Source organism: Rhodanobacter sp. AS-Z3, from assembly GCF_029224025.1.
GTDB lineage: Bacteria > Pseudomonadota > Gammaproteobacteria > Xanthomonadales > Rhodanobacteraceae > Rhodanobacter.
The window spans coordinates 609,772-627,894 of sequence record NZ_CP119392.1 but is presented as its reverse complement, the minus strand read 5'-3'; the positions used below and the strand labels follow the sequence as shown (position 1 = coordinate 627,894).

The window sequence follows — 18,123 nt, the reverse complement described above, 5'->3', positions numbered from 1 at the left end:
GCCCGCCCTACGGCGTCGCGTAGCATCACGTGGCGGGCGGGAGACCGGCCTCCACCACGTACGGCACAGCGGTCGTAGGGCGGGCACCGCCCGCCGGCTCTTCGAAGCACCCACCGCCCGGATCGGTGCTAGCTGCGCCGGGTGCGTGAGGCACCCAGTTTGCGGGTCAGTGTGTTGCGCCCCACGCCAAGCGCCTGCGCGGCGTTCTGGCGGTGGCCTTCGCTACCTTCCAGCGCAGCCTGCAACAACGTCTGGTCCAGCGCCTCGCGCGCACGCGCGTGGATGTCGGCTTCGCCATCGGCGAGTGCCTGCACGGCCCACTCACGCAGCGCATCGGTCCATTCGCCACCGCGTGCCGGCGTGCTCGCGCCGCCGAGGTCAGCGGGCAGGATTTCGCTACCCGGCGCGATCACCGCCAACCGACGACACAGGTTTTCCAACTCACGCACGTTGCCCGGATAGTCGCGTTGGGCAACCAGCTTCAACGCACTTTTGGAGAAACGCTTCGGCGGCAGTTTCAATTCCTGCGCGGTCACGGCAAGAAAGTGCTGCGCCAGCAAGGCGATGTCGCTGCGACGGGTGCGCAAGGAAGGCAATTCGATGCGCACCACGTCGAGCCGGTGCATTAGATCCGCACGGAACAGCCCGGCCGCAACGCGCGCGGCCAGGTCCTGATGCGTAGCGGCGACGATGCGCACGTTGCAACGAATCAGCTCGCGCCCACCGACGCGGTAGAACTCGCCACCAGCCAGCACACGCAGCAGGCGCGTCTGCAGGATCAGCGGCATGTCGCCAATTTCGTCGAGGAACAGCGTGCCGCCCTCGGCCTGCTCGAAGCGACCGGAGACGCGGCGGGTCGCGCCGGTGAACGCACCGGCTTCGTGCCCGAACAGCTCACTTTCCAGCAGTTCGCTGGGAATCGCCGCCGTGTTCAGCGCCACGAACGGCTTGTCGCGGCGCGTGCTTTCGTCGTGCAGCGCGCGCGCGACCAACTCCTTGCCGGTGCCGGTTTCTCCGGTGATCAACACGTTGAGATCGCTGGCGGCGACCCGACCAATCAGACGAAACACCTCACGCATCGGCGCGCTCTCGCCGAGCAGCGCATGGCTGCTTGCGGCGATGCTGACCGGAGCCACCATGGGAGCCGCCGCACTGGCCAGCGCACGCTGTACCGAGGCCACCGCGTGGTCGAGATCGAAGGGCTTCGCCAGGTAGTCGACCGCGCCGGCACGATAGGCCGCCGCGGTGGTGGCCACGTCGGTATACGCACTCATCACGATCACCGGACCGATAGCCTGCGTCTGCAACTCAGCCAACAACGCGAGGCCGTCTTCGCCGGGCATGCGCACGTCGGTGAGCAGCACGGCCGGGCGAGCGGTTTTCAGGGCAGCGCGCGCCGCGGCGACGTCGCCAAACTCGCGCACGCCGTGACCGGCGTCACGTAGCGCCTCGGCCAGCACGAACCGCACGCCGCGGTCGTCGTCGAGCAGCCAGATTTCTTCAGTCATGCGTGCGCTCCAACGGCAGGTGCAGCGAGAAAACGGTGTGTCCCGGTCGACTGCTGCAGCGCAGTTCGCCGCCATGCTCGTGGGCGATTTCGCGCGACAGTGCGAGCCCCAGCCCGGTGCCGTCGGCACGCCCGGACACCAGCGGCTCGAACAAGCTGTCACGCAGCGCGACGGGCACGCCGCTACCGTCATCGATCACATCGACGCGGAGCGCCATGCGCAACATTCGTTCACTTACGCGCACGCCGTGCTCCACCCGCGTGCGCAAGGTCAGCGTTTGTGCACCCGCCTCGGCTGCGTTGCGAACGAGATTGAGCAACACTTGCTGCAGTCGATCCGCATCACCCTGCAGGTCCGGCACGCTGGGGTCGTAGTCATGGCGCAACTGCGGCGACGAGGGATCGGCCTGCAGCAGATCGGTCAGCCGCTCCAGCAATTGGTGGATATTGACCGGGCCGAGCTGGGGCGCGCCGTCGTGATGCAGCAGACGATTGGCCAGCGTGCCGAGTCGGTCGGCCTCGTCGATGATCAACCCCGCCAGCGCACGCAGGTCGTCGCTATCGACCCGCCGTTGCAGCAACTGTGCGGCGCCACGCAAGCCGGCCAGCGGGTTTTTCACCTCGTGCGCGAAGCCGCGCAGGGTGGCCGACAACGGGGATGCCAGCGGCATCGGTGCGGCCAGCACATGGACCTCCAGCAGCAAGCCGTCTGCGAACGGTTGCAGCGCGATATCGGCACGGAGTTCGCGACCCGCCAGATCGGCCAGCAGCATCTCGCGCCATTGCAGTGGTCGCTGCTCAGCCAGGGCGCGACGGGCCTGGGCCAGCGCCGCATCATCGAGCCAGCGCGCCAGCGGCTGCCCCGCCGCACTGCGCAAACCGATCGCCAGGCATTCGGCTAGCGCCGGGTTGATCCACTGCAGTCGCAGCGTTGCATCGACCCGAGCCAGCCCGGTCGTCATCGGTTCCGCCCAGCTGGGACAATCGGCCTCGTTCATTGCACCATATTGGGCACTGCATCTAAATGGTGCAACAGAAATTTTTGGCGGGGTCGTGGCACGTGTGCACCGCTGTTCCTAGGCACATAGTTTGTAATCAGATTACAAACTATGGCTTTTGGTAGCTCTACAAACTATGGCGTTTGCGATTTTGACTAACAAAACAGCAAAATCAGTATGTTGTGAAACTTTCGTTGGGTAAAAACTCGGGGGAAAAGTGATGATTCACGCGCCGACGCATTCGCACGCACTGAGGTCAATCTAGTCAAAACCACAGCAAGCTAGGGTGGTCATCTAGATTTTGGCGCTCCATCGACAGAGAGGATCTGAGATTGCTCGCTTCTTTGCGTCACGCAGGGAGCTACGTTTTAGCTCAGCTGCTGCCCGCCGGTATTGCCCCCGTCATCAAGCAGGCAAGGGCAGTCATCGGCCAGGAGCGGACATCCGCGCCCATGCGGCAGCGCGCTCTGCGGAGTAATTGGCGAGCGTAGCCCTGCCGCGCAGGCTCACCTTGGTAGTAGTGCCTGGACTCGCCAACGAAACCGCTATGCAGCTAACTGTGTTGCGATAGTCCTCGGCCGTTTACGACCGAGCCTGCACCGCGCCACGCCTTGGCTCGCCGCACCGTCATATGAGGACGACCTCGTCCGCACCGAACCATCCTTTACGGATGGCCTCATCACGGACGGCCCCAGGATTCTGGGCGTAGACCATGAGGGCAAGGCTGTGCTCCGCCCGGCTGCAGGTCACATATAGAAGCCGGCGCGTTTGGGCGCGCTGGGAATCGCCCCCTCCGGCTTCTTTCTCGGCGTCTTTCTCGGCGGCCTTGACACCGAGGACCTTGTCGTAGCTGAAGGTGAATCCGTTCGCCTCGTTGTCACTGATGACGACCAACACTCGCGGAAACTCGAGCCCCTTTACCCCTTGGTGCGTATCGAATGCAGACAGCCCCCTCGAATAAAGGGCCATGGCCCGAACCTGGGAGAACGGCGCTTGCAGCACTCGACGCCAGGCGTGCAATTCTTGCGCTAGGCGGTCGGGGGCGGCCCCGTCGCCAGGCTCCTGCGCGTTAAGGGCTTGGAGCAGTGCATTCGGAACGGCCAGCAGTCCGCTCTCCTGCAGTCCGCTGATGACCTCGCGAAGTGGAGGATCGCGATCGCGCAGTTGCTCAGTCAAGCGTCGTGCACCATCGCCCGCGGCACGGACCGCATCCAACTGGTCGGCGCGCCCGGCAAGCGCCTTACCGTCAAAGAGGGGGGAGCGTGTCCGGATGCTGTCGATCAGTGTGAACTCATCACCTGAGAGGCCCGCTTCCACGATGGGCAGTACATCGTCCACAAGAAAATTGACAGGCCCCAGCACACCGTCCAGGAGCGATGTCTTCAGTGTGTCGGTCTCATACAACGGCCCGAAGACGTCATCGAATCCGAGCCGCCGGGACGCCATGCGATGTTCGAGGACGAGGGTCTTGCGGTGTTCCGATCCGAGTCCCCACTCGGCGTCGCCGGTGATCTCAGCCATTTTGCACGCTATCCCCTCCTCAAGCTCCAGTGACTTGGCTGCACCAAGGCCGGTGATGAAGAGCCTAACGAATCCACCGGGCTTGTCCTCGCGGGCGCGTTGCCGCTGCCCATCGACCTCTGAGCGGATGGTATTAACGAGACGGACAATGCGCTCGGCCGACCGGTGATTCATCACCTTCGCAGGCCTCGCCCAGTCTCCAGGTACCGCGCCCTCGAGACGAGGCATGCCATGGGTGTAGATTCGCTGCATCGTGTCGCCGAGAAGCCCGAGGGTGAACCGATCGCTTGCGTGTGCCTGGATCGAGAGAAGCGCCTCCATCACTTCCTCATGCGTGTCCTGACTCTCATCGATGAGGACGACTGGATAGAGGTCGACGAGGACTTCGCGCAACAGGGGCTTTTGCAGGAAATCTCCGGCCATGCCGATGACTTCCTGGTGCGTCAGGGACCCCCGCAGGCGTTCTGTCCCCGACGGGCTGTAGTGGAATGACAGCATCGAATCGAGCACATCGAGGCGCTTTTCTTTTCGCTCGAAGTCAGCCTTGTTCTTGAGATATGTCTTGTTCGCTTCACGTGCACGCCCCATTGCTTCTGCAAGTTTCGCCATCGATTCGGCAATGGAAACCTTTAGCCATGTCCTGATCTCATCGTCGAACCCTTGAATGAGGCGCCAGGCAAAACTGTGAATGGTTGAGACGTCGACCAAGGCGTCAAATTCGATTCGCCGAAGAATCTCGTCGCGTGCGGCCTTTGTGTAGGTAATGACCGCGATGCGTTGCCCCTTGTACACCAGCCGCTCGCGTTCGCGCAGCCGGAGTTTAGCAAGTGCGTCAACAAGGGAGCGCGTCTTGCCGGCGCCGGCGCCGGCGTACATGAAGAAGCTCTGGGGGGCATCCAGACGCAAACACTGGTCAATGACTTCGTCGACTTCGTTGTCGACCAAGCTATCGGGCAGCTCATGCATGCACGCCATCCTCTGCAGGAACGGACACCAGAAGCATCTCGTGTTTTTTCTTGACGATGCGCTCCTGCAGCCACGAGAGGCCCTCTTCGATGTAGGACGGGGGAATGAGGGCCTCAAAGTCCGTGTCATAAAGAACGCCGAGTGCGAACCCGGCCTTGTCGCCATCACCGATGACCTTGAACAACCCAGCGGCGAGTGCGTCGCCGCTCGCTGCCTTTGCCACCTCCCGCACCACCGCACCCATCATCCCCTTGCCCTTTGCGGCCGAAAAGTGGGCAAGGTTGGCAAAGACCAGCGCGTCCTCGAACGTTCCTGGCAATACTTCTTCCGGCGCAGCCCCGGCGGGCACTGCTACGGATGCCGGTGTCTGGTAGGCCATACGGATGGAGTAGAGATCGTCGGAAAGGATGACTTTATCGGTCGCTGATAGATCAAGCAGACCGTCAATCCCACTCGTCTTGTTGTTGGACTTCAGCCAACTTCGCAGTGTCGGGTTTCCCGTAACCTGTCCTGCGTTGCGCTTGACCGGTACAGATGCCTTGCCGCCCAGCGCGTCAATGTCGGTGACTACAAGGCACGGGATTCCCAGAGCGTCGAGCAACGGACGCAAACGGTGGGCGTGACTGCCGCCCACCTCGAGCATTGTCACGTATGCCTGGTGAAGCGGCACGAATCGGTTGCGAATGAAGTGCGGAAGAAGGATTCGCTCGGCGGCACCCTCGACAAGTATCAACGCGTCTGCGAAGAACACGTCCGCATGCTGTGAGCGCAGGTAGCGAGAGACAAATCGTTTCGTGCTGGTGTCATCCCCAAAAACGGCCTCGAGGTTTGACACAGTCGACACCGGCACGTGTTTTCCATGCATACCTGCCGGAAGGCGCCTGAAGTACCGAAGCGACGCATACGGAAGTTCGTGGGCGATGTGGCTCGAGTGCGAGCTCACCACCAACTGTGTCGAAAGGCCGGGGAATTTCTTCAACAGCGGATCATTGGTAAGCACGTGATAGGCGTGGCGGACGAACACCTGTTGCACCTGGGCGTGAAGGTGCGCCTCTGGCTCCTCAATCATCACGAGGTGGATTGGCTCGACGACCAGACAGTGGGATGCGTGCGCCGCCTTGCTCTTGCGCAGCCAAGCATCTCTGAAACTCATCAAGCGAAAAATCATCGAAATGAGGTTCTGGTATCCGAGGCCGTTAGAGCTCTCCGGAAGCCGAAGCGGTGGCGCGCCGGCCGCGCCGCCAACAGAATCGAGTTCGAAGAGCACGGCCGATTCGTGATTGATTCCGTCGGCTGCACTCAGCTGTGTTGCCACATGTATCGTCGGGTCGTTGGCCCCTGGATACCCCAGCGATTCGACTTCCTGGAATGCCGGTTTGAAGCTCGCGGCGAGCCGGACATCGAACGCGTCGCGGGCCGCGTCCATCGCCCGGAGGGCCTCAATGTCGGTTGGTCCGGGTGACTGTTCCGGGTCGAGATGCCGCTTGTAATACGCCCGCAGCTGCTCGGACAACCGTCGTCCGGATCGCCCCGCCGATGTTGAATCCTCGCTTTCGCTTCCGTCCAGTTCACCGAATCCTCGCTGGGCATTGATTTCGTGAACCCGCACCAGGCCGGCAAGGGGGTTGGCCTGCATCGGGACGGTCGACGGTCCGAGTGGCTGGAGGACCGCCTCCCGTGTCACTTTGTCCGGCTCGACGAGCCTCGCGGGATCTAGCCGGTACCAGCGCATATCGAAATGCGTGCCCAGCCTCCTGGTGAGGAAATCGGTCAAATCCTTCGGCCAGAGCGTCAACGCTGTCTTGTCAGCATCTTTAGCCGCCTCCGCCTCCAGCGCATGAACCCGCTCGCGTTCCGACCGGAAGTCGTTGTACAGCGCGACGATGTCCTTCGGCTCAAGTCGAAACCGCATGCCGACAAGCCCGCTCCGCCAACTGAAAGACGGAATGAGGTCTTTGATGAAGTGAAGTTCACCGTTTTCTGCAGTCAGCCACAGATCCAGTGTCGGGACCATGGCCATCCACGGATCGATCATCGGTGGTTGACTCCCGGCAGGGGCCGCTTCCCACGCCTCCCCCAAGGTATCAATAGTCGGGAAGTGGCAAAGCGTGAAGTCGACAAGCCTGAAAGCGCTCTTGTTCGAGACTAGGAAGCGGCGCAATGCAAGCATCGCAGAGGACTTTCCGCTGTTGTTGGCACCAACGAGAAGGGTAGTGTCGTCCGCGAGGTCGACGCGAACCGCCTGGAGCTTGCGGAAATTTGCGATTTCGATATGTCGGATTTTCATTTTTCTTCCCTGAGCCATCTCGATCCGGTGGCGCATTGTGGCGCGTGACGTTGATCGCAACGCAAGCCCCGAGTCCGAAACTCGGCTCAAAGTGCATTTCCGGCCGACCGCTTCGGGTCGGTCACCGCCCGTTGAGTCTAGGCGCAAGCTGACAAGCTCCTTCACTATGGGAGCGCGTCATGAAAACGTCCATCCAGTCGCCCATGCGTCAGCAGCCCTGGAACAAAGGCAGGCTCGTCGGTCAGAAAGCACCCCTTCGGCTGCGTGACATCTGGGCGATCCGCGTTCGCCTTCAGCTTCGCCATGCGGCTCGTGACCTTGGCTTGTTCGACCTTGCCATCGACAGCAAATTGCGGGCGTGCGACTTGGTCAAACTAAGGGTTCTCGACGTCGCCAATGGTGATCTGATTGCTCAACGAGCGACGGTTCTTCAGCAGAAGACTCAGCGCCCAGTGCAGTTCGAGATTACGGAGCAGACTCGTGCCGCGATCAGCGCATGGATGGCCCAGGCATCCTTACACCAAGATGCATTCTTGTTCCCGAGCAGACTTCATGACTCGCTTCACCTTTCAACTCGCCAGTACGCGCGCATCGTCGATCAATAGATCGTGGATATCGGCTTGGATGTTGCCTCCTACGGAACCCACACGATGAGGCGAACCAAGGCGACACTGATCTACCGGCGAACAAAAAATCTTCGCACCGTGCAGTTGCTGCTTGGTCACAGCAAACTAGAAAGTACCGTCCGCTATCTCGGCATCGAAGTTGATGATGCGCTCGAAATGGCTGAGCAGACTGAGGTGTAGTGATCACTACCGACAGCGGCCGTTGGATACGGTCGCTGTTCGGCCAGGAGCGGCCGTTCGAAAGTTCACTCTGACCCGAGCTTTCATCGGCAAGAAGCGCACGTCTGGGCCTTAATTACTTCCGTCCCCTTATCGTTACAACTACATTCGCAGCCATATGTAATTGGCACAGCATGCCATCCCCATCTCACGAGATGTGCCTAGACTCTATCGGCTCCGCTCCGCCGCCGCCTTTGCTAGCAAGGAGCGTGTCCAGCTTTCCTAGGCGAACGAACTTCGTTGACACTGGCCGTGGCGTCCGTCGCATGAACTGGAAGATACGCGGGCATACGTACAAGTCCTCGATTTGGATCTCGACGGCAGCGCCCGCAGGCCAGTTCAATAGTTGCAGAAGTCGCGCCGCATGTGCTTCCAGGAATGCGCGTCGGCGCGCAGTCTTCACCAATTGCGACTTAGACGCCTTCCCGAAGATCTCGTCGCGAAGGCGTCGCGCGTCCTTTATGCAGAACGGCGGCTTGTTGTACTTGCACTCCACCATGAACCACTGGTTGTCTTCCGGCCGATAGGCCAGCACGTCAAAGTCGCCGACGTCGTCGAAGCCCTCTCGCGGAAACCTTCGATGGAAGTCGATGCCGTGCTCGAAGTACGTGAAGTGACGGGCAAACACCTCGACAGCGCGTAGCTCCAAGTCATCTTCAATGTGCTTCTTTATGGATGCGGCGACCTCTTCGATCACGCGATGACCAAAGTCAGCTGGAGGGTAGCCGTCCGAAAACGTGCCGCTCCATATGCGAAAGGCGCGATGCGCGGCCGCCGCGCCCCACAACAACCTGTCTTTCCCGATCCCCAGCAAAGGACGAATCGCGTAGCGGTGGACGCGCTTGCGGTGCTCCCAGACCGGCACATCGGCCTCTTCACGATCGCTTCCCGCGAGCCGGCACACCTGGTCCGCCTCCAAAGTCAGGAAGTCCACTGCGGCTCCCACTTCGGCAGGAGGCACGTCAGGCAAGTGCGCGGAGAGCATGGCCAGCATGCCCGCCTTGGGCGCTTCGTAGGACCACGCCAGCGGTACTGTCCCTTGGTTAGCACTAACCCAGCATCCCAGAACCGCCAACACCGACAGGAGCGTGGACAGGGAAAACCCGACACTGTTCACGAAGGCCACATCAAGCCGTTCCCTCTGCTTCGCGTCCATTGCCGCTACGTGATCTTCAGCATTGCCTTGCTCCAAGATCTCATTCGCAGCTTCTTGCTGGTACGCCTGATCATCGTCGCCTTCGTAGAAGACTTTGGAGATGAACTCGTTGTCCACGTCGACGCCGCCGACTTCCAACTCGTTATGTAGGGTGTCACTTGCCTCATAGAGCACCAACAGCCAATCCACTTGCGCAAGCAGAGCTCGCCAATCTGCGGCGGCAGGTGTCCTACCGCCTGACACACCCCGACAGTAGCTAAACTCCAACAGATATCGCACATTGCGCGTCGTCCGCACGAATTCTTTGTGCGCTTTGGCTTGTCGTCGGATGCGATCGAAGTCAACTTCATGCGAAAGGCTCATGCGAAGTTGCATGCTCTCGCGATCGTAGTCTGCGACCAGCTGATCAAACTGTTCTACGCCGAGTTGGATGAGCGCCTGTTGATCAAAGGTGCGAATGTGATCGTGGATCAAGGACCGGTAGCGATTGCGAATAGAGTTGATCAACACCTTGGCCGGCTTGAGTTCGTAGCGACCCGGCTCGACGCCTTCGGCCTGGAACTCAATGGCCAAGTCGCGCCGAGCTAGCTTGAAATGCTTCAGGTCTGCTGACATCGGATCAGGGTGATCCGGCACGTCAACCGTTCGTTCCTTGTGTGAGAGGGTGAAGCGAGGTGCTCTATCTGCCGTAGCCGCCAACACCCGCAGCACCTGCTTATCAAGCGGCGCATTGATCAGGGTGTAAGCGCCCCTTAGCCACTCGCCTGCGCAGAAGGCCTCGAATCGCGCATCCAATGCATCCTTCAGGCCGAAGGCAACCTGAGACAGATCGACCTCAACCTCTACCACCAACGATTCCGCATTGGTCTCGCGGATCGTCCATGCCGTTAACAACGGGGCGGTAGAAAGCTCCCCCCCGCTTTCTGCTGGCAATCGGGAGAGGTTGGCTCGGCAATGCGTCACGATTCGCTGTTGCGTGAGTAGGCCGGCGGAAAATAGCTCAGCGCGCTCATTCCAAGCATCGGCAACGCAATGGATGAACAGTTCCAAGAGCCTGCCGTTTGGAAGCTCTAAATCCTGCGCTTCGACATCGAGCATGAAATGAAGGGTGGGCGCGATCCGGTCGGCGCACCAGGACAGTTGCGGTCGATTGCGACTTATCAGCTTAACCAATGTTCCCTCGGTGGGCTCGACCGACCAAGTCATGGGCTTGTCATCAGGAAACCGGCTTGACCCCGAGGCCCAGAACTCCCGCAGCGCTTCAAACCGATAATTGGACCCGCCATGCGGGTCCAACATGATCATGGTCGGGCGAATCGCACCACCGATAAGCACGCCGTGGGAGTGTCGATAGGCAGCAAACTGATCCATGTGCCCCACGAACGGCGACGCCGCCTCCTCATTGGCATCCACGAAGGCGAAGTAGTCTTCTAAGTCCTGCACACGCTGGACCGATTCGACTATCGATACTAGATCCACTAGGGAAACTCTGAATAAGTCCTCCTAAATTCGGTACAATTAGCCGTCCAAACGCTGTAGGCCACTTCGATGACGCAGATGAGCTTCTCCGATGCCGAGTATGCCGGCAAACGCAAGCAGACGCGACGGGAGATCTTCCTGGCAGAGATGGAGCAGGTGGTGCCGTGGGCTGCCCTGCTGGCGCTGATTGAACCGGTGTATCCGAAGGCTGGCAAAGGTCGCCGCCCTTACCCGATCAAGACGATGCTGCGTGTTCACCTGATGCAGAACTGGTTCGGCTACAGCGATCCGACGATGGAGGAGGCGCTGTATGAAGTGGCGCCGCTGCGCCGTTTCGCGGGCTTCTCGTTGGCGCGCGGCAGCGTACCGGACGAGACCACGATCCTGAACTTTCGTCATTTGCTCGAGACCCACGACTTGGCGCCAAAGGTGCTGGCAGCGATCAACAGCTACTTGACGGACAAAGGCCTGTTGCTGCGCCAGGGCACGATCGTGGACGCGACCATCATCCATGCACCGTCTTCGACCAAGAATGCGGCGAAGGCGCGCGATCCGGAGATGCACCAGACCCGCAAGGGACAGCAGTGGTATTTCGGCATGAAGGCCCACATTGGTGTGGACGTGGAATCGGGGCTGGTGCACACGGTAACCACGACACCTGCCAACGTGGGCGACGTGACGGAAGTGGACAAGTTGCTGCACGGCCAAGAGAAGACGGTGCATGCCGATGCCGGCTACCAAGGCGCCGAGAAACGGGCACCCAAGCGCGGCCGCACGTGGCATATCGCGGCCAAACGCGGCAGCGTGAAGGCGATGCCCGAGGGCGAGTTGAAGGATGCGGTCAAGCACACCGAGCACATGAAGGCCGCGGTTCGAGCCAAGGTGGAGCATCCGTTCCGGGTGGTGAAGCGGCAGTTCGGCTATCAGAAGGTGCGCTTCAAGGGCTTGCTCAAGAACACCGCTCAGATACTCACGCTGTTCGCGCTATCGAATCTGTGGATGGTGCGACGAACGTTGCTAGCGTCCGCAGGGGAGGTGCGCCTGTGAGGCGGGAAATCGAGGCGATTGGGGGTAACCCAGCACGGCGATGGCGGCGATATGCCTCACAATCTGCCTTTTCGTCGTAGTCAATCCATATTTTTAGCACGGCCGTCTGGACGGCCATTTTGAACTTAATTGATCAGAGCATCCTTAGGACTTTGCTGAGCCATAATGGCTTGGCCCGTCCACCATCCGGCATCCATCGTGCTTTGTCGCCCGTCCGGGTCAATGTTAGCAATGGGATTGTTGTTCGCATATGCGTAACGATTGAAGCTGAAGACATTATCTGGCGTCGGCCCAACCGGGTCCACGCTGAGGAACCTCCCCACAGCGGGATCGTAATAGCGCGCAACACTCTGACCCGACGTGCCCTCGCCCTACCGTCGCCGTTTTCCTATGGATACCCCTTTGGCCTCGCGCACCTGCGCGCACGGAAGCACCTTAGCGCGATGCGGCCGCGCTGTCTGCGGTTCCTTGGGATCAGTCTTGCGGGTCGTCCAGGTCGCGGTGCAGTCGGGCCGCCGGATGGGTGGCGGTATGCACCGCTTTGAGCCGGGCGATCGACACGTGCGTATAGCGCTGGGTGCTGGTGATCTGCCCGTGCCCGAGGATTTCCTGGATGTGGCGGATGTCGGCGCCGTTGTCCAGCATCGCGGTGGCCATCGTGTGCCGGAACAGATGACAGGCACCGCGCTTCTCGATGCCGGCCTGGCGGAAGTAATCGCGCACACGCCAGCTCAGGCCATCGGGCGATAGCGGCTGGCCGTACTGATTCAGGAACAACCGGCGTTCGCCCGGCTCGGCCAGCAACACCGGACGGGCCTCGCGTTCGTACTTGGCGATCCACGCCAGCGCCCGCTCGCCTACCGGCACGAAGCGATCCTTACGGCCCTTGCCCAGACGCACGTGCAGCGTGCCACGCTCACGATCCAGGTCACTCACCGCCAGATGGGTCACCTCGGCACGGCGCAGGCCGGTGGCATACAGCACCTCCAGCACCACCCGATCACGCAGCCCTTCCGGCGTGGCCAGATTCGGCAAGGCCAGCACCGTGGCCACCTCGGCCAGCGTCAACGGTTCGCGCAGGTCGTCGGTGCGTTTGGGCAGTTCCAGGTCGGCCACCGGGTTGGACGTCACCACTTGATGACGGACCAGCCAGCGGAAGAACATCTCGATGGTAAACAGCGCCACGCGCTGCCCGTTGATCGCGATCGGTGCGCCGTTGGCCTTGCGGTACAGGAACAGGTGCCGCTGGAAGCGCTCCATCGTCATGTGCGTGACCTGGGCCGGCGTCGTCAGCTCCTGATCCAGGCACCACGCATGGAAGTGCGCCAGACGGCTGCGCCGGGTGCGCTGGTCGGCCACGCTGCGGTGCTGGGTCTGCAGGGTTTCCAGATAGCGCTGTATCCACGTGGCCAGCGCCTCGGGCGCGGCCGGAGCCAGCAGCCGCTGCAACTGTTCGGTGCGTTTGCCGGCCATGCTCAGGCGTGGCGTGCAGCGGACGGGTACGACACCGCTCCACCGTGGGGGCCGATGACGTGCGTGGGACGCGGCGCCGTGGGCGGAAGCGCGGCAGGCGTGGACCGCTGCGGGTTGGCGGGGGTTTCAGGCGCACGCGGAGGGGCCGCGTTGATGCCGCGACCCGGCCGCGATGGCCCCGCGTTCTCACTATCAGACCCCCGCGAGGTCGTCATCGTAGCCACGTCGATCAGGCCGGACAGGTGTGCCGCTGCCGTGCCGTCGCCGTCATAACGCAGCTCGTAAACAAAACTCTGGCCGCGCTGGCCACGGTGCACGAGCAGGTATTCCAGCGTCACCAGTCGTTCCAGGTGCACGCGCAGCTGCGTGTCGCCCCACGCGGTGGCCTCGCGCACGTCGCGCCGGCTGAAGCGCAGCTCACTGCGCGGGATCGCCTCGGCCTGCCGGCGGTTTTCCACTATCGCGCACAACGCCTGCAGCAGGCGGCGCGTCTGCGGCGGCAGTTCATCGAGACTGCGACCGAGCAGGTCGTGCGCCAGTGCATTGGCCTGCGCGATGTCCTCGCGCGTCACCTCGATGTACTCGATCGTGGTGCCGCGGTGCGTGGTGGTGAGGATCGGGCGCTGGTACTGATGCAGCAGCGCGATCGTGTCGATCAGGGTGAGGTACTTTTCGTGATCGCGGCGGGTGCGCGTGCGGTCGTCCATGAAGGTCAGCTGGTCAGCGTAGGGATTGACCACGGCCAGCGGACGCAACAGGCGCTGTGCGTTCTGCTGCCGGGTGCAGCAGTGCTCGCGCTCTTCGCTGGCCAGCAGCCCATCGAGCGTGCGCCGGGTGCGCTGGCGGCGATGGATCGCCTGCGTCTGCTCGCGCCCCTCGTCCACCGTCAGCACGAGGCAACGGTTCAACAGTTCCTCGTCGATCTCGATCGCGGTGGTGGTCAGGAAGATCATCACCGGGCCTTCGACCCGGTACTCCTGCGTGATCAGATTGCCGGTGGTCGGATCTTTGCCGGTGCTGGCGATCGTCAGCTCGCCTTCGGACTGCAGCAGCTTCAAGGCATACGCGGCCCGGCGCACGCCTTCTTCCTCGGCGATGGCCAGGATCTTGTGCTTGAGCTGGGTCTGGCCCAGGTAATACAGGCTCTGCCCGGTCATCGCCGAGTAACGCAGGCGCTCTTCCTCCGGCACGAAGGCCAGCACCGCTTCCATCAGCGCCGACTTGCCGGCCGCCGAGGTGCTTTGCACCACCACCGCCAACGGTGCGCGCAGCTTGCGCGAGACCGCCGCCAGATAACCGATCAGCAGATTGGTGCGTTCGCCCACCACACCGCAGGCGGCGAAGTCCGCGAGGATCTGTTCCAGCACGTCCGGGGCGGTCAGCAGCGCGAGTGCGGCGGTGTGATCGTCCTCGCTCAGGGCCACCGACGCCGGCACGTCCGGTTCCAGCGCCTGACGGATCGCTGCATCCTGCACCGCTTCGAGCTCGCGCAACACCCGGCCCATATCGGCGTGCATCACGCCGTCGCTCACGTCCAGCGCGAGCGCTGCCTGTGCAGCGTAGCCGGTGCGGACGCGGGCGTTGTAGAGGTCCAGCGTGTCCACGTAAAACGTCTCGCCCTGCGTCACCATCAGATTCACCTTCAAGGTGTCCGGGCTGAGGTTGCGGGCCAGACCGCGCACCCGATAACGACGTGCGGCGAAGGTCATCACGACTTCCGTCTCGCTGATCTCGGTGACCGCCGGCGGACACGCCGGTGGCGCCGGGGTCGGCACCCCGGCCGGCGGCACGTCGGGCGGGGAGGCTTCGGGCGGCACGGGCAGCACGTCAACGGCAGCGGCTAAAAAGGGAGTGACCGATGCCGGCGCGATCGGTACCGGCACGATCGGCGACGGATCGGCCGCGATCATCGCCGGCTCACGCGATCGGCTCGGTGCCAGACCCTCGCCCAGCCACACCGCCTGACGGATCACCAGGCCAAGCGATTTCGTGGCCGGTTGCACGTGCTGGGCGTACGCATTGGCATCCATGCCTTTGGGAAACTGGATGCGGTAACACGCGATGCCGATCGCCATCAGCTGCTTGGCCAGCTTTGCAGCGGCGGCGTCACCAGCGGCATCGCGGTCATAGGCGATCAGCACGCGCTCGGTGCCGGTCTGCTGCAGGGCCGCTAAATGATCGGCGGTGAAGCCTTCCACGCCGTAGGCGGCGGTGACGTTCCGATAGCCCGCACACCAGAAGGTCATCGCGTCGATCAGCGCCTCGCACACGATCACTTCCGCAGCACCGGCCAAGCCTTCGCGGTTCCACACGCCCGCATGCGGACCGGGCAGGTACAGGTGCAGCGGCGTGCCGGGACGCAGGTGCGTGGTGATCTTGCGGCCGTAAATTTCCGTCACGTCGCCGTGGTCGTCCAGGATCGGGATGACCAGCGAGCCGTTGAAGTGTTCGTGGCCGGAGTCGCGCACCAGACCCAGCGCCTGCAGGCGCGTGCGGATTTCTGCACCGGCCTTGCGGTTCTTTTCCGGCAGGCGCAGGCCCAGCGTGCGATTGGCAAAGCCCAAGCGGAAGCGCTCGATCAGCTCGGGGTGATTCAGGCCGCGTGACTGCAGATACGCGAGCGCTTCGGGGCTGTGCTGCAAGGTGTCGTGGTAGTAGTCGATCACCTGACGCAGCAGCTCGCGATCATCTGCATCCGGTGACACCGGAGCGGGCAGCTTCGGCACCGTCGAGACACGCACGACGCGATCGCTCGCCGACACCGCCGGCATCCCTTCGCGCAGCAGTTCCACCGCATGGCGGAAGCTCACGCCCTCGGCCTTCATCACCCAGTCGATCGGACCGCCACCGATCTGGCATGCGCCCAGGCAGTGCCACAGGTTCTTCGCGGGCGACACCACCAGCGACGGCGTCTTGTCAGCGTGGAACGGGCAGCGGCCGAGCCAGTCTGCCCCTTGCCGCACCAGCTCGATACCGCGCGCCTCCACCAGCCGCTGCACCGCCACCGTCGCTTTTAGCCGCTCGATCTCGCTCTCGGGGATGCGTGCCATAAACCTACCTTGTTGGGATGGGTGTCAATACCCTTTCAGGGTTGTATTGTGATACCCACTAGGGTAGGTTTGTCAAACCTACTCAGAACCCAGGGTTAGCCTCATGCACACCATCCCCTTACGACATTTCTGCATGAGCATTGCCGCCAACCTGGTGCGCCTGCGCAAGTTCCAGAACCTGACCCAGAACGACCTTGCCGATCTGGCCGGGCTGCACGTCAATCAGGTGCGCCGGTACGAAGCCGGTAACGCCCAGCCGTCGCTCGATGGTTTGAAGAAGATCGCGCTGGCGTTGCACGTGTCGCTCGATGAGCTGGTTTTCGATCCCAACGAACGTGGCCCGCATAACGCACGTCTGGCGCTCTTGTTTGAAGCCGTCTCCAACCTGCCGGCGGACGAGCTGCACGTGGTGCAGGCGGTGCTCGATGGCCTGATCGTCAAGAACCGCACCAAGCAACTCGCCGCCATGCATTCGTAGCGGCTAAAACGATAACGATCCGGCGCGTTGCCGACGATCGCACCGACCCATCGCACAGGATGCCCACGGCAGCCTGAGCGGTGGGTTTTTGTTTTTCTAAAAGACATTACACACCGGGCGTTCTCGCCCGGTCCTTTTGCACAGGACGATCCCCATGCCTGATCCGCACGATCCCTACCAAGGTACCGATGCGCTAACCCATGCGCTCGGCGCCACCGGCGACCTCTTCCGGCAACTGCGTGAGCAAGTGCCTGACGTTCCCGAGCACACGCTCGCCTTCCTGGTGCTCACGCTGTGCGCCGCGAAGGCGCGCAAAAGCCTCGGGCCGACGGTCTTTCGCAAGCGCTGGTATCACATGAGCGTGACCGCCCGCGCCTTCGCCGAGGTGCTCGCCAACCCCGTACCGGACGACGCCTCCGCGGTGATAAAAGACATGCTCGATATCTATCACCGCCCGGTCGACGATCCCGGCTGATCATCCGCCCCTGTCGGCGGCAGCCGGCCCGCTCCGCAGGACAAGATTCCGTTGAGCGCCACCGGCGCGAATAAGGCACGTGATGGTGGCCAACATTTTCAAATGTAGGCCTACATCACCTATCTTGCCCGCACTTCGCGCACGACTCGCCACGATTCAACGACAATTCCGGAGCCGCAGATGCCCGATTATTTCACGGCACGTTCTCGGACGATGCCGGTTGTGGTGGAATCGTGGTTCTGCGGCTGCTCTGCGGCGCGTGCCGATGCTTTGCGGCTGTTCTGCGGCTGCTTTGTGGATCTTCGTGCCGATGCTCTGCGGCGGTTCTGCGGCTTTTGTCATCGCGGGCCATGGCGCAAGAGCAGCACGGCATCAACCATCGCCGGCATCCGTTGCATGCTGTCAGGATGGGCGGGACTTACGATCAGGAGAGAACGCCATGACCAGCCATCGCGCGGGACGCTGCGGCACGCCGCTGATATGGAACGGACAGCTCACGCTGCGGCCCGAGGTCGATGCCATCGTGCCGGCGCTGGAAGCTCAGGGTTACGCCGCCGTGCCGAGCTGGCGGCGTGACGGTCGCTGGGAGCTGTGGACGCAGGATGGCAATATCACCAGCGGACCCAGTGAGACCTTCGCTTCGTGCGAGGAAGCGCTCGCGGCGGGGCGTGTCTGGCGCGACGATCACAGGAAGTGATTTAACTTTCCACGTCTCGGATCGTCCCTGTCCAATGCAACGATGCTAGACCTGACCCCGAGCTTCGCGATGGCGTTTTCCAGGGCGGCTCGACGCAGCAGGTCGGCATGTTCAGCGTCGGTCATGGCAGGGCCTATTTCCACG

13 protein-coding genes and 1 pseudogene are annotated in these 18,123 nt (G+C 62.3%); 6 read left to right on the top strand and 8 right to left on the bottom strand.

Translation table 11 applies throughout. The annotated features are described in order from the left end of the window. Window positions 1-128 precede the first annotated feature (128 nt). From ntrC to PY254_RS02670, 4 genes are all read right to left on the bottom strand, one after another. Window positions 129-1,508, bottom strand: coding sequence for a nitrogen regulation protein NR(I) (gene ntrC / locus PY254_RS02685; protein ID WP_281013933.1), 1,380 nt, complete (start codon window positions 1,506-1,508; stop codon window positions 129-131). Further along, entirely contained in the window at window positions 1,501-2,505 is a 1,005-nt protein-coding gene (locus tag PY254_RS02680; protein ID WP_281013932.1) for a two-component system sensor histidine kinase NtrB, read from the bottom strand. The genes ntrC and PY254_RS02680 overlap by 8 nt, the downstream gene beginning before the upstream one ends. Window positions 2,506-3,132: 627 nt before the next feature. Beyond that, window positions 3,133-4,992, bottom strand: a complete 1,860-nt coding sequence (locus tag PY254_RS02675; protein WP_281013931.1) for a UvrD-helicase domain-containing protein — start codon at window positions 4,990-4,992, stop codon at window positions 3,133-3,135. Continuing rightward, entirely contained in the window at window positions 4,985-7,279 is a 2,295-nt protein-coding gene (locus tag PY254_RS02670; RefSeq protein ID WP_281013930.1) for an AAA family ATPase, read from the bottom strand. The genes PY254_RS02675 and PY254_RS02670 overlap by 8 nt, the downstream gene beginning before the upstream one ends. Before the next feature lie 179 nt (window positions 7,280-7,458). Between PY254_RS02670 and PY254_RS02665 the strand changes: the two genes are divergently transcribed. Both PY254_RS02665 and PY254_RS02660 read left to right on the top strand, forming a co-directional pair. Then, window positions 7,459-7,884: a site-specific integrase gene (locus tag PY254_RS02665; protein ID WP_281013929.1), complete on the top strand. Its 426-nt coding sequence runs from the start codon at window positions 7,459-7,461 to the stop codon at window positions 7,882-7,884. Between the two features lie 3 nt (window positions 7,885-7,887). Next, the gene (locus PY254_RS02660; protein ID WP_345781823.1) at window positions 7,888-8,085 is read left to right on the top strand and encodes a tyrosine-type recombinase/integrase; all 198 of its coding nucleotides are present in this window, start codon (window positions 7,888-7,890) and stop codon (window positions 8,083-8,085) included. 187 nt (window positions 8,086-8,272) lie between these two features. Here the strand turns inward: PY254_RS02660 and PY254_RS02655 are convergent, their stop codons facing one another. Next, complete coding sequence (locus PY254_RS02655; RefSeq protein ID WP_281013927.1) at window positions 8,273-10,759, bottom strand: hypothetical protein; 2,487 nt, start codon at window positions 10,757-10,759, stop codon at window positions 8,273-8,275. Window positions 10,760-10,828: 69 nt separating this feature from the next. Between PY254_RS02655 and PY254_RS02650 the strand changes: the two genes are divergently transcribed. Beyond that, window positions 10,829-11,806 carry an IS5 family transposase gene (locus tag PY254_RS02650; protein WP_281013926.1) on the top strand — a complete coding sequence of 326 codons (978 nt, stop codon included), beginning with the start codon at window positions 10,829-10,831 and terminating at the stop codon, window positions 11,804-11,806. Between the two features lie 125 nt (window positions 11,807-11,931). Here PY254_RS02650 and PY254_RS02645 read toward each other — a convergent pair. The 3 genes and pseudogenes from PY254_RS02645 to PY254_RS02635 form a co-directional block, all read right to left on the bottom strand. Further along, window positions 11,932-12,141: pseudogene (locus tag PY254_RS02645) on the bottom strand (RHS repeat-associated core domain-containing protein); the annotation flags it as partial. Window positions 12,142-12,280: 139 nt separating this feature from the next. Then, window positions 12,281-13,279 (bottom strand): site-specific tyrosine recombinase XerC, encoded by a 999-nt coding sequence (gene xerC / locus PY254_RS02640; RefSeq protein ID WP_281013921.1) that lies wholly within the window; start codon window positions 13,277-13,279, stop codon window positions 12,281-12,283. Between the two features lie 2 nt (window positions 13,280-13,281). After that, entirely contained in the window at window positions 13,282-16,329 is a 3,048-nt protein-coding gene (locus tag PY254_RS02635; RefSeq protein ID WP_281013925.1) for a CHC2 zinc finger domain-containing protein, read from the bottom strand. Between the two features lie 103 nt (window positions 16,330-16,432). On the opposite strand from PY254_RS02635, the gene PY254_RS02630 reads away from it, so the two are divergent. The 3 genes from PY254_RS02630 to PY254_RS02620 all read left to right on the top strand — a co-directional run bounded on the left by PY254_RS02630 (window position 16,433) and on the right by PY254_RS02620 (window position 17,979). Continuing rightward, entirely contained in the window at window positions 16,433-16,807 is a 375-nt protein-coding gene (locus PY254_RS02630) for a helix-turn-helix domain-containing protein (RefSeq protein ID WP_281013919.1), read from the top strand. Window positions 16,808-16,961: 154 nt separating this feature from the next. Then, a complete protein-coding gene (locus tag PY254_RS02625) occupies window positions 16,962-17,282 on the top strand; it encodes a hypothetical protein (protein WP_281013918.1) in 321 nt (106 codons plus the stop codon). Window positions 17,283-17,721: 439 nt separating this feature from the next. Continuing rightward, window positions 17,722-17,979, top strand: coding sequence for a hypothetical protein (locus PY254_RS02620; RefSeq protein ID WP_281013917.1), 258 nt, complete (start codon window positions 17,722-17,724; stop codon window positions 17,977-17,979). The last annotated feature ends 144 nt before the right edge of the window (window positions 17,980-18,123 follow it).

Excerpts from the sequence above, each read along its gene's own strand:
- PY254_RS02680 (WP_281013932.1), bottom strand. The coding sequence starts at position 2,505 with ATGAACGAGGCCGATTGTCCCAGCTGGGCGGAACCGATGACGACCGGG.
- PY254_RS02635 (WP_281013925.1), bottom strand. The coding sequence starts at position 16,329 with ATGGCACGCATCCCCGAGAGCGAGATCGAGCGGCTAAAAGCGACGGTG.
- ntrC (WP_281013933.1), bottom strand. The coding sequence starts at position 1,508 with ATGACTGAAGAAATCTGGCTGCTCGACGACGACCGCGGCGTGCGGTTC.
- PY254_RS02630 (WP_281013919.1), top strand. The coding sequence starts at position 16,433 with ATGCACACCATCCCCTTACGACATTTCTGCATGAGCATTGCCGCCAAC.
- PY254_RS02670 (WP_281013930.1), bottom strand. The coding sequence starts at position 7,279 with ATGAAAATCCGACATATCGAAATCGCAAATTTCCGCAAGCTCCAGGCG.
- PY254_RS02620 (WP_281013917.1), top strand. The coding sequence starts at position 17,722 with ATGACCAGCCATCGCGCGGGACGCTGCGGCACGCCGCTGATATGGAAC.
- PY254_RS02650 (WP_281013926.1), top strand. The coding sequence starts at position 10,829 with ATGACGCAGATGAGCTTCTCCGATGCCGAGTATGCCGGCAAACGCAAG.
- xerC (WP_281013921.1), bottom strand. The coding sequence starts at position 13,279 with ATGGCCGGCAAACGCACCGAACAGTTGCAGCGGCTGCTGGCTCCGGCC.
- PY254_RS02625 (WP_281013918.1), top strand. The coding sequence starts at position 16,962 with ATGCCTGATCCGCACGATCCCTACCAAGGTACCGATGCGCTAACCCAT.
- PY254_RS02675 (WP_281013931.1), bottom strand. The coding sequence starts at position 4,992 with ATGCATGAGCTGCCCGATAGCTTGGTCGACAACGAAGTCGACGAAGTC.
- PY254_RS02665 (WP_281013929.1), top strand. The coding sequence starts at position 7,459 with ATGAAAACGTCCATCCAGTCGCCCATGCGTCAGCAGCCCTGGAACAAA.